This window comes from Streptomyces sp. NPDC001980 (assembly GCF_040296885.1).
Taxonomy (GTDB): Bacteria; Actinomycetota; Actinomycetes; order Streptomycetales; family Streptomycetaceae; genus Streptomyces.
This window is the reverse complement of record NZ_JBEOYD010000058.1, coordinates 41,570-51,617: the sequence shown is the minus strand read 5'-3', so window position 1 is coordinate 51,617 and position 10,048 is coordinate 41,570. Positions and strand designations below refer to the sequence as shown.

Annotated in this window: 9 protein-coding genes; 5 read left to right on the top strand and 4 right to left on the bottom strand. The window is 72.1% G+C overall.

Going from position 1 to position 10,048, the window contains the following annotated elements; genetic code table 11:
- The first annotated feature begins 231 nt into the window (after window positions 1–231).
- Window positions 232–1,833 (top strand): serine/threonine-protein kinase, encoded by a 1,602-nt coding sequence (locus ABT137_RS46180; protein WP_351718968.1) that lies wholly within the window; start codon window positions 232–234, stop codon window positions 1,831–1,833.
- An 18-nt stretch (window positions 1,834–1,851) separates the two neighbouring features.
- Here the strand turns inward: ABT137_RS46180 and ABT137_RS46175 are convergent, their stop codons facing one another.
- The gene (locus ABT137_RS46175; RefSeq protein ID WP_351718965.1) at window positions 1,852–2,526 is read right to left on the bottom strand and encodes a hypothetical protein; all 675 of its coding nucleotides are present in this window, start codon (window positions 2,524–2,526) and stop codon (window positions 1,852–1,854) included.
- A 121-nt stretch (window positions 2,527–2,647) separates the two neighbouring features.
- Here ABT137_RS46175 and ABT137_RS46170 point away from each other — a divergent pair, with 121 nt between their 5' ends.
- A complete protein-coding gene (locus tag ABT137_RS46170) occupies window positions 2,648–3,097 on the top strand; it encodes an Lrp/AsnC family transcriptional regulator (protein WP_351718962.1) in 450 nt (149 codons plus the stop codon).
- Window positions 3,098–3,362: 265 nt separating this feature from the next.
- A complete protein-coding gene (locus ABT137_RS46165; protein WP_351718960.1) occupies window positions 3,363–5,195 on the top strand; it encodes an arabinofuranosidase catalytic domain-containing protein in 1,833 nt (610 codons plus the stop codon).
- On the opposite strand, the gene ABT137_RS46160 is transcribed toward ABT137_RS46165, so the two are convergent.
- Entirely contained in the window at window positions 5,080–5,508 is a 429-nt protein-coding gene (locus tag ABT137_RS46160; protein WP_351718980.1) for an NB-ARC domain-containing protein, read from the bottom strand. The two genes, ABT137_RS46165 and ABT137_RS46160, sit on opposite strands and share 116 nt — an antisense overlap.
- 88 nt (window positions 5,509–5,596) lie before the next feature.
- Window positions 5,597–6,121 carry a MarR family winged helix-turn-helix transcriptional regulator gene (locus tag ABT137_RS46155; protein ID WP_351718958.1) on the bottom strand — a complete coding sequence of 175 codons (525 nt, stop codon included), beginning with the start codon at window positions 6,119–6,121 and terminating at the stop codon, window positions 5,597–5,599.
- 39 nt (window positions 6,122–6,160) lie between these two features.
- Here ABT137_RS46155 and ABT137_RS46150 point away from each other — a divergent pair, with 39 nt between their 5' ends.
- Complete coding sequence (locus tag ABT137_RS46150) at window positions 6,161–7,087, top strand: EamA family transporter (protein WP_351718955.1); 927 nt, start codon at window positions 6,161–6,163, stop codon at window positions 7,085–7,087.
- Here the strand turns inward: ABT137_RS46150 and ABT137_RS46145 are convergent.
- Window positions 7,058–7,999 carry a L,D-transpeptidase gene (locus tag ABT137_RS46145; RefSeq protein ID WP_351718977.1) on the bottom strand — a complete coding sequence of 314 codons (942 nt, stop codon included), beginning with the start codon at window positions 7,997–7,999 and terminating at the stop codon, window positions 7,058–7,060. The two genes, ABT137_RS46150 and ABT137_RS46145, sit on opposite strands and share 30 nt — an antisense overlap.
- 540 nt (window positions 8,000–8,539) lie before the next feature.
- On the opposite strand from ABT137_RS46145, the gene ABT137_RS46140 reads away from it, so the two are divergent.
- Window positions 8,540–9,967: an alkaline phosphatase family protein gene (locus ABT137_RS46140; protein WP_351718953.1), complete on the top strand. Its 1,428-nt coding sequence runs from the start codon at window positions 8,540–8,542 to the stop codon at window positions 9,965–9,967.
- Window positions 9,968–10,048: the final 81 nt, after the last annotated feature.

Genomic DNA, 10,048 nt, shown 5'->3' with positions numbered 1-10,048 from the left:
CGCCGCCCGCCCATTGTGCTCCACGCAGCCCCTGGCGCCCCACAACCCCACCTGTTCCGTGCGCTCCCCTGGCCCCCCACGCCACCTTTGCGTACCCGACTTCCCCGTACGCATCGCACCAACTGATATGAATACCTCACCGCAGGCCATGTCCACGCGGATGCCGAGGGGGGCTCCGCTCGCAGGTGGTGGGCCGCCCGGTCGCGACGCGCTCACCGCCCGGAGACGTTCATGAGAAGTCTCGATCCCACGGATCCGCCCGCCGTCGGCGGCTACCCGCTGCTGGCGCGGCTCGGGGAGGGAGGCATGGGGCAGGTCTTCCTCTCCCGTACGTCCTCCGGCCGGCCGCTGGCGCTGAAGACCGTGCGGAGCGAACTCGGCCTGGATCCGGGGTTCGAGGAACGGTTCGCGCGTGAAATCGCCAGCAGCGACCGGGTACGGTCACCGTGGACGGTCGCGGTCGTCGACTACAGCGCGCCGGGGCAGCGGCCGCAGTGGCTGGCCACGGAGTACGTCGCGGCGCCGGCCCTCGCCGACTGGGTGCACCGGTACGGTCCGCTGCCGGAGGCCGCGGTCCGTGCCCTCGGAGCGGAACTCGCCGAGGGGCTGCGGGCCGTGCACCGGACAGGGCTCGCGCACCGGGACGTGAAGCCGTCCAACGTGCTGCTCGGCCGCCGCCATCCGCTGCTCATCGACTTCGGTATCGCCCGGGCCGCCGACGACACCCGCCACACCCGCACGGGCGGCGTCATCGGTTCCCCCGGATACATGGCTCCCGAGCAGGTCACGGGCGGCGCCGCCGCGGAACCCGGCGACGTGTTCGCACTCGCGGCGGTCCTGGTGTACGCGGCCACCGGTGCGGGGCCCTTCCTGCGCCGCGGCGAGGAGCCCTCGGCGGCGCAGCTGCTCTACCGGATCGTGCACGAGGAACCCGACCTCGCCGACGTACCGCCGTCCCTGCTGCCGGTGCTGGCGGCCTGTCTGCACAAGGCGCCGCAATCCCGCCCCACCGCACAGGAGTTGCTGGAACGGCTCGGACCCGGCTCCCCTGAGTGGGCCGGCGTCCCGCCGCCGCGTCTGGCCGAGGACCTCGCCGCGCGGGAGGCCGAGCTGCGGGCCCTGCTGGAGGCGTCGACCGCCGCCGTACCGCCGCGGACCGCGCCCCCACCGCCGGTTGCGCCCACGACTCCGGGGTTCGGTCCGCCGTCGGCGTACGGTCCTTCGGCCGGGACCGGCACAGTTCCCCCGGCCACCCGGAACGGGGCGGCCCGGACCCGGACCACCGTCGTGGCCGTCGCGGTGCCGGTCGCCGCCGCGGCCGTCGCCGCGGCGGTCTGGTGGGGCGGAGCCGGGGACGGGCAGGACACGGACGGTACGCCGCCGCCGACGACACCCTCTCCCTCCGCGGCCTCGTCCGGCCCGGCCGCGGCGAACGCGCTGCCCGCGTCCTGGGTGGGGACCTGGAAGGGCACCGGCCCCGGCAGCACCGCGGGCGACGGCGTGTTCAGCGCCCGTACGACGAAGGTGTCCGTGACCCTCACCCTGCACGCCGCCGAACGGGGCGATCTCGTGGGCCGGCAGGTCAGCCATGTGACCGAGGCGGGCAGCGGCGACGACATCGGCTGCACCGAGACCCTGCGGCTGCAGGAGACCCACGGGACGACCATGGTGTTCCAGGCGGTCACCAGTACCCCCACGGATCCGTCGCTGGGTGTGGTGTGCAGACCCGGAAACGTCTACACCCTGGCCGAGGACGGACGGGACACCCTGGCGCTCGGAGACGAAGGCAGTCAAGCGGCGGGCTCACCGGCCCGCCTCCGGCGCGTCACCTGACCGGCCGCCGTGGGGCGTTCACAAGGCCGTGCAGAGCAGCAGCAGGAAGGCGAGGGTGCCGGGTACGACGGTCAGCGCGGCGCGCATCATCACGGCGGCGGCCTGCGGGCCGGTCGCGCGGTGGGTGGCCGGGGCCATCACGGCCAGCAGGACCGGGAACGCGGCCAGGACGCCCGCGGCGAAGGGGCCCAGGGCGCGGGCGGCCGTCATCGCCAGCGGGACCGTGACGACCGACACCGCCATCCTCGTCCCGACCTCCCGGCCGGGGTGTACCCGGCGGATGACGGGTCGCCCGGCGGGCGCCGGGGGCGGCCAGGTCGCGAGGCCGGCGCAGGTCACGGCCAGGGCGCCGACGGCGGTCAGCCAGACGTTCGGGCACGTGGCCGCCACCACGGCGGCCGCGGCGGTAGCGGTCAGGGCGACGGCAAGAGCGCGGGCCGGCCGCAGGGCGGGGGCGAGGCGCCCGTAGGCGAGACAGAAGCAGGCGACGGCGAGTTGGGCCGCGACGAGGCCGTGCGCGGCCCGGGCCGCGGCCCCGCTCCCGGCGTCCAGCCACACGAGCATGACGAACGGCACCGAGGTCGTCGGCACACCCAGCAGCAGCCCGCCCAGGCGCGGGCCGGAACGGCGTGCGACGGCGGAGACGAACAGCACGAGACAGGGGGCGAGGGCGGTCCGGAGCAGGATCTCCATGCCCTGGAGCCTGGCACCGATCGCGCCGACATTGGCTCGGACTTCTCGGCCTATCACCCACCTTCGCTGTGGAAAAATCGGCGACGTCGACAAGAGGCCGAGTTTTCCTGGAGGCGAGTCCGTGGACCGTATCGACCGGCAGCTCCTGACCATCCTGCTCGCGGACGGCCGGGCGACCTACCAGGACCTGGGCCGCCGGGTGCGGCTGTCGGCCAACACGGTCGCCGATCGCGTGCGACGGCTGCGGACGGACGGCATCGTCCGCGGCTACCGGGCCGACGTGGACCTCGCGGCGCTCGGGCGCGGCATGGAACTGCTCAGCGACATCCGCCTGCGGGAGGGCGTCGACCGCACGGCGTTCGAGGCCCGCCTGCACGACGTCCCGCAGGTCGTGGCCGCGATGCGGCTGACCGGGGACTACGACTACCAGCTGCGCGTCGCCTGCGCGGACGCCCGCGAGTTCGAGACCGTCGTCGACCGCCTCAAGGCCGACCTCGGGGTACGGGAGGCGCGCAGCCGCCTGCTGCTGCACGAGGTCCCGCTCGGCCCGGACCGCCTCCTGAGCCCCTGACACCCGCCCGATCCCGCAGGCGGGCGGCGTACAGCTCCGAATCGCACACGCCCCGACACGGGTTCACGTTCCGGCCTTGGTCTGAACCAAGAAAGGAAACAAATATTGACGCGGCCGAACAGCGTGCGTAGGTTCCGGGCGAGCCGATCGAAGAGCTGTGCCGCCGCACCCTGGCCGCGGCCCGCCCCCCACTCCAGCTTCGAAGGGACGCGCCATGCGAGGTTCCCCGTCCGCCTGGAATGTCATGAGCTCGCCAAGAACGTGGATGCGGAGGCCACGGGTGGCGGCCGTGCTGGCCTCCCTCGGACTCGCTCTCGGACTGCTGCTCGGATTTCCGGGCGCCTCACAGGCCGCCGGCTCGCTGCCGTGCGACATCTACGCCGCGGCGGGTACCCCGTGCGTGGCCGCCCACAGCGTCACCCGCGCGCTGCTCTCCTCCTACGACGGCCCGCTCTACCAGGTGACCCGCGTCTCGGACGGGGCCACCGCCGACATCGGGCCGCTGACGCAGGGCGGGTACGCCGACGCGGCGGCCCAGGACGCCTTCTGCGCGGCCGACGGCGGCTGCCGGATCACGAAGATCTACGACCAGAGCGGCCGGCACAACGACCTCACACCCGGGCCCGCCGGCACCGCCGGCATGGGTGCCGACCGGGGTGCCGACGCGTCCGAGATCGCCGTCACCGCGGGCGGGCACAAGGTGTACGGGCTGTGGATCTCGCCCGGAGTGGGCTACCGCTACACCGGGGTCGCCTCCGGGGTCGCCGTGAACGGCCGGCCCGAGGGCGCCTACATGGTGGCCAGCGGCACCCATGCCGGATCCGCCTGCTGCTTCGACTACGGCAACGCCGAGCGCACCCCCGCCGACACCGGCAACGGGCACATGGACGCCGTGTCCATCGCCACCACCTGCTATTTCGCGCCGTGCACCGGAAACGGCCCGTGGGTGGAGGCCGACCTGGAGAACGGCATGTTCCAGGGCGACAACGGCTCCAACACGGCGAACCAGGGCAACAGTTCGACTTTCGTCACCGCCGTGCTGAAGAACAACGGGCAGACCCGGTACGCGCTCAAGGGCGGTGACTCCCGGTCCGGCGGGCTGTCCACCTGGTGGGACGGGGCGCTGCCGACCCGGGGCGGGTATCAGCCCATGCAGCAGGAGGGCGGCATCATCCTGGGCATCGGCGGCGACAACAGCAACTGGAACCGGGGCACCTTCTTCGAGGGCGTGATGGTCTCCGGCTATCCCACCGACGCCGCCGAGAACGCCGTGCAGGCGAACATCGTCTCCGTCGGCTACAGCGGCGAGACGGACGTGCCGAACGGTCCGCAGGGGACGATCACCGGACCGGGCGGCACGTGCGTGGACGTCGCTGCCGACGACACCGGCACGAACGGGGCCGCCGTACAGCTGTGGGCCTGCCAGACGTACGCCGAGGACCAGCACTGGACCCACAATCCCGACGGTTCGCTGTCCACCCTCGGGCGGTGCCTCGACATCGAGAACAACGGCACGGCGGGCGGGGCCAAGCTGGAGCTGTGGGACTGCAACGGGGTCGGCGGCCAGAAATGGGTCCAGCAGGCCGACGGCTCCCTCCTCAACCCCCAGTCCGGACGCTGCCTCGACTCCCCCAGCGGCGCCACCGCCAACGGCACCCGCCTGCAGATCTGGGACTGCAACGGATCCGGCGCACAGAAGTTCTCGGTGAACGGCGGCGGGCCGGTCAAGGGCCCGGGCGGCACGTGCGTGGACGTGGCCGCCGACGACACCGGTGGCGACGGCGCGGCCGTGCAGCTGTGGGGCTGCCAGTCGTACGCGATCGACCAGCACTGGTACCACGGCTCGGACAACTCGCTCTCCACGCTGGGGCGTTGCCTGGACATCGTGGGCAACGGCACGGCGAACGGAACCAAGGTCGAGCTGTGGGACTGCAACGGGGTCGGCGGCCAGAAATGGGTCCAGCAGGCCGACGGCTCCCTCCTCAACCCCCAGTCCGCACGCTGCCTCGACTCCCCCAGCGGCGCCACCGCCAACGGCACCCGCCTGCAGATCTGGGACTGCAACGGATCCGGCGCACAGTCCTTCGGCCTGAGCTGAACGACGTGTCACTCCTCGGGCGGCACTCGGCCGGCAGGTGCTCGCAGGAGTCGAGCACCAGGAGCGTCTCGCGGTCGCCGATCCACGCGCAGATCACGTCCGCCGACAGCCGCGGGGTGTGGTCGGACAGCCCCAGTGCGTCCGCCACGGTGGCTGCCAGCAGGTGTGCGTTGCGCAGCGGGGACAGGTCCGCCCAGGCGACCACCGTGCTTTCCCGGGCCGCCGCCGCGCCCAGGGACACGACCCGCTGGGCGAGCCGGGTCTTGCCGACCCCGCCCGCGCCGCCGAGGGTGACCAGCCTGCTCCCGCCCATCAGCGAGGCGATCCGGTCGAGTTGCGCCGCCCCGTGAGGATCACCCACCCGAGTGAGCCGGGGATCGTGTCCGCATGCGGGAGACGGGTCACTCGCCGCCGGGAGTACGTGGATCCTCCATGCGGGAGAGCCAGGTGGTGAGCAGCGCTTCGAGCGACTCCGCCTCGGCGGGGGTCAGCAGGTCCACGAGGCGGCGTTCGTTGCGCATGTGGTCGGTGAAGGCCTGGTCGACGAGTTCGCGCCCCGGTGTGGTGAGGGCGACGATGCGGCCGCGCTGGTCGTCGTCGGAGCGGCGGCGGGTGACGAGTCCGGCCCGTTCGAGGCGGTCGATCCGCTTCGTCATCGCGCCGGTGGTGACCATGGTGTGCGCGGCCAGTTCGCCCGGCGCCCTCTCGTAGGGCTCCCCCGCACGGCGCAGGGCGCACAGGACGTCGAACTCCCCCTCGCTCAGGCCGTAGCGGCCGTAGACGAGACAGAGCTCCTCGGTGAGCCGGCCGGCCAGCCGGTGCAGCCGGCCGATCACCCCCTGCGGGCTGACGTCGACGTCGGGCCGCTCGCGGCGCCAGTCGGCCTGGATGCGGGCCACGCGGTCGATGGGTTCACCGTGCTTCATGCCTCCACAATACCTTCCCGGGAAGGTATATTAGTTTCCATGGAAGCTAATTCGCGTTGGGTGGCGATCACCGCGGTGGCGCCGGTGGCCTGGGGTGCCAACTACTACGTGACACACGAGTTCCTGCCGGCCGACCGCCCGCTCTACGGGGCCGCCCTGCGGGCGCTGCCCGCGGGGCTCGTCCTGCTTGCGCTGCGCAGGCAGCGGCCGCGCGGTGCGTGGTGGTGGCGGTCCGCGGTGCTCGGGCTGCTCAACATGAGCGTGTTCTTCGTCCTCGTCTACGCGGCCTCCCAGCTGCTTCCGACGAGCGTCGCCTCGACCGTCATGGCCGTGTCCCCGCTGACGATGATGCTCATGGCCTGGCCCCTGGTGTCCGAGCGGCCCCGCGCCGCCCAACTGGCCTGCGCCGTCCTCGGACTCGGCGGGGTCTGCCTCATGCTGCTCACGGGGGTGAAGGGCACGAGCGTCCCGGGCGTCCTGGCCTCGGCCGCCGCCATGCTGGTGTCGGCCTTCGGGCACGTCCTGACCAAGCGGTGGAGCGCCGGTACCGACGTGCTCGCCTCGACCGCCTGGCAGCTCACGGCCGGCGGCCTCTTCCTGCTCCCGGTCGCCGCGGCCGTGGAGGGTGCGCCGCCGGCGCTCTCCGCACCGGAGGTTCTCGCGTTCGGCTACGTCTCCCTGATCGCCACCGCGCTGGCCTTCGCCGCCTGGTTCACCGGGCTGCGGCACCTGTCCGCCGGAGCGGTCGGGCTGATAGGTCTGCTCAACCCCGTCACGGGCGTGCTGCTCGGCACGGTGCTCGCCGGCGAGGTGCTGACCGGCCGGCAGCTGTGCGGACTCGTCCTGGTCCTGGCCGGAGTCGTCCTGGGCCGGCCCAGGCGGCAGGGCCCGCCGCCCCTCCCGGAGGAGAGCCGGCGACCCTACCGCCGCCGCGACTCAGAGCGCCGTGGACGTCTCCTGTCCTGAGGCGCTGCCCGTGAGCCACTCGTCCCAGCCCAGGTTGAAGTCGGCGTAGCCGTTGTCGGCCGGGGCCTTGCCCCGGGGGGAGCCGGTGATGGTGACGGGGTCGCCCTGCTTGACCTGGCTGTAGAACCACTTGGCGTCCGACAGGGACAGGTGGACGCAGCCGTGCGAACCGCGAGCGCTGCCGCTGCCCGGGTTGGGGTCGCCGGTCGAGTAGTGCACGTAGGTGCCCGACTGGGTGAGGTGGACGTCCCAGGGCAGCGTCAGGTCGTAGAAGTTGGGGCTGCCCTTGTCGCAGCTGATGCCGACGCTGCAGGAGGTCATGTGGACCTTCTCCTGCTTGTCGATGACGGCCATCGTGCCGTCCCACGTCGGATACTCGGCGCTGCCCGCGTTGATCGACAGGGTGCGGACCGTCTGGCCGTTGCGGGTCACCTTCATGGTGTGGTTGGTCACCGAGACGTCCGCCCGCACGTCGTCGCCGATCGTGAAGGTGTGCGTGTAGCCGTGCACGCCGTAGCGTCCGTTGCCGTTGCTGACGCCCGTCATGTCGGCGTCGATCTTCACCTTCGTGCCGGCGGGCCAGTACGCCTTCGGCCGCCAGTCGGCGCGCCGGTCGCCCATCCAGTGCCAGGCGCCGACCACCGGCTGCGAGGTGCTGACCTTCATGTGCTTCTCGACCGTGGCCCGCGCCTTGGCCGCCACCGGGTTCGTGAAGATCACCGAGATCGGCATGGCCACGCCGACCGTGGTGCCCGTCTGCGGGGTGATCGTGTCCAGCAGCATCGGCGGGCCCGCGGGCTTCGTGGGACTGGGCGAGGCGCTCGCGCTCGGCGTCCCGGACGCCTTCGCGTCGTCCCCGCTCGCCTTGTCGCTGCCGCCCCCGCCGCCACAGGCGGTCACACCCACCAGCATTGCGACCGTACCGACTGCGATGCCTATGCCGCCCTTGCGCCGTCCCACGCCCTGCCCCACTCACTCGTCTCGCTCCGCGGCCTCGACAGGCCCCACTGTCCGTCAGACTCCTGCAGCACGGGTTCCAGTTCCCCGGGGGACGTAAAACATGGATCAAGAATGGGCGGTCGGCTCGGCGTGGTGATCCCTGCCCGGCCGAAGCGGCGGGGAGATGCACGGCAGCGAATCAGGAGTGCCGAGCGCCCGTCACGAGGTCCGTCATCACCGGCCGCACCCATACGACGGTGCGCGCCACCCGGACGCGCGTGATCAATGTAGCGGCCATCTTTCTCCAACACTCGGCAACACCCGTGCGTCCAGCGGGTGTTGCCCATAACGGCCCGGTAAATTCCTTCCGTGCGTTGGCCCGGAGTTCACCAGCCGCACCTGACGCACCGCACCGCCCGGGGCCCACAGTGAACGGCGGCCCGTCCTCGTGGCCGGGCCTGCCGTCACTCCCGCAAAGGCCTTCCTGCCGGAGGGCCTGAGAAAGGAGCAGCCATGGCTGAACTGACCCGTCGCAGACTCCTGGGCTCCGCCGCCGGCGCGATCGGCGGCGCCGCGGCCCTCTCCCTCCTGCCGCCCAGCATCCAGAAGGCCGTCGCCGCCGGGCCGCCGAAGTACGGCTCCCTGCACGACATCGAGCACGTCGTCATGCTGATGCAGGAGAACCGGTCCTTCGACCACTACTTCGGCACTCTCTCCGGCGTCCGCGGCTTCGCCGACCCGCACGCGCTGAAGCTGGCCGACGGACGGTCCGTCTTCTACCAGCCCGACGCCGTCAACCCGAAGGGCTACCTGCTGCCCTTCCACCTCGACACGCACAAGTCGAGCGCCCAGGCCATCCCCTCCACCAGCCACGCCTGGTCCGTGCAGCACCAGGCCTGGAACAACGGCAAGATGGACCAGTGGCTGCCCGCCCACCGCAAGGCCGACGGCGTCAACGGCCCCTACGTGATGGGCTACTACACCCGCAAGGACATCCCCTTCCAGTTCGCCCTCGCGGAGACCTTCACCATCTGCGACAACTACTTCTGCTCGGTGTTCGGCCCGACCTGGCCCAACCGGCTGATGTGGATGACCGGTTCGATCGACCCGGGCGGCACACTGGGCGGCCCGGTCATCAGCAACTCGGCGCCCACGCCGTACCGCTGGACGACGTACGCCGAGCGCCTCCAGGCCGCCGGGATCAGCTGGAAGGTGTACCAGGAGGAGGACGACTACGGCACGAACATGCTGGAGCAGTTCGCGTCGTTCAGGAACGCGCAGCCCGGCTCGGACCTCTACGAGCGGGGGGTACGGCCGCAGGCGCACGGCACGTTCGAGGACGACGCCCGGGGCGACCGGCTCCCGACGGTGTCGTGGATCTGCCCGACGAGCTACCAGTCGGAGCACCCGGACTACCTGCCGGCCGCGGGTGCCGACTACGTGGCGTCGAAGATCGAGGCCATCGCGTCGAACCCGAAGGTGTGGCGGAAGACCGCATTCATCCTCAACTACGACGAGAACGACGGCCTGTTCGACCACGTGGCGCCGCCGACCCCGCCTGCCGGTACCAAGGACGAGTTCGTCAAGGGCCTGCCGATCGGCGGCGGCTTCCGGGTCCCCGCGATCATCATCTCCCCGTGGACCGTCGGCGGCTGGGTGGCCTCCGAGGCCTTCGACCACACCTCCGCCCTGCAGTTCCTCGAACGCTTCACCGGCGTGGCGGAACCCAACGTCAGCGACTGGCGCCGGCGGACCTTCGGCGACCTCACCACCGCCTTCCGATTCCGCGACGCCCGCCCGCGCCCGCCGCGGCTCCCCCACAACACCGCCGCGCAGCTGGAGAAGGCGAAGGAGGAGGTCGCCACCCTCCCCAAGCCCACGCTCCCGCAGACGGACCAGACCTATCCCCGTCAGGAGAAGGGTCACCGCCCGCACACCTGACCGTCCGTGCAGAACGACGGAGCCAGGGCCGGCCCCGCCCGCCGGTAGCGCAGTCCGGCGGGCGGGGTCCGGAGGTGCGTA

Excerpts from the sequence above, each read along its gene's own strand:
- ABT137_RS46140 (WP_351718953.1), top strand. The coding sequence starts at position 8,540 with ATGGCTGAACTGACCCGTCGCAGACTCCTGGGCTCCGCCGCCGGCGCG.
- ABT137_RS46175 (WP_351718965.1), bottom strand. The coding sequence starts at position 2,526 with ATGGAGATCCTGCTCCGGACCGCCCTCGCCCCCTGTCTCGTGCTGTTC.
- ABT137_RS46145 (WP_351718977.1), bottom strand. The coding sequence starts at position 7,999 with ATGCTGGTGGGTGTGACCGCCTGTGGCGGCGGGGGCGGCAGCGACAAG.
- ABT137_RS46180 (WP_351718968.1), top strand. The coding sequence starts at position 232 with ATGAGAAGTCTCGATCCCACGGATCCGCCCGCCGTCGGCGGCTACCCG.
- ABT137_RS46150 (WP_351718955.1), top strand. The coding sequence starts at position 6,161 with ATGGAAGCTAATTCGCGTTGGGTGGCGATCACCGCGGTGGCGCCGGTG.
- ABT137_RS46155 (WP_351718958.1), bottom strand. The coding sequence starts at position 6,121 with ATGAAGCACGGTGAACCCATCGACCGCGTGGCCCGCATCCAGGCCGAC.
- ABT137_RS46165 (WP_351718960.1), top strand. The coding sequence starts at position 3,363 with ATGCGGAGGCCACGGGTGGCGGCCGTGCTGGCCTCCCTCGGACTCGCT.
- ABT137_RS46160 (WP_351718980.1), bottom strand. The coding sequence starts at position 5,508 with ATGGGCGGGAGCAGGCTGGTCACCCTCGGCGGCGCGGGCGGGGTCGGC.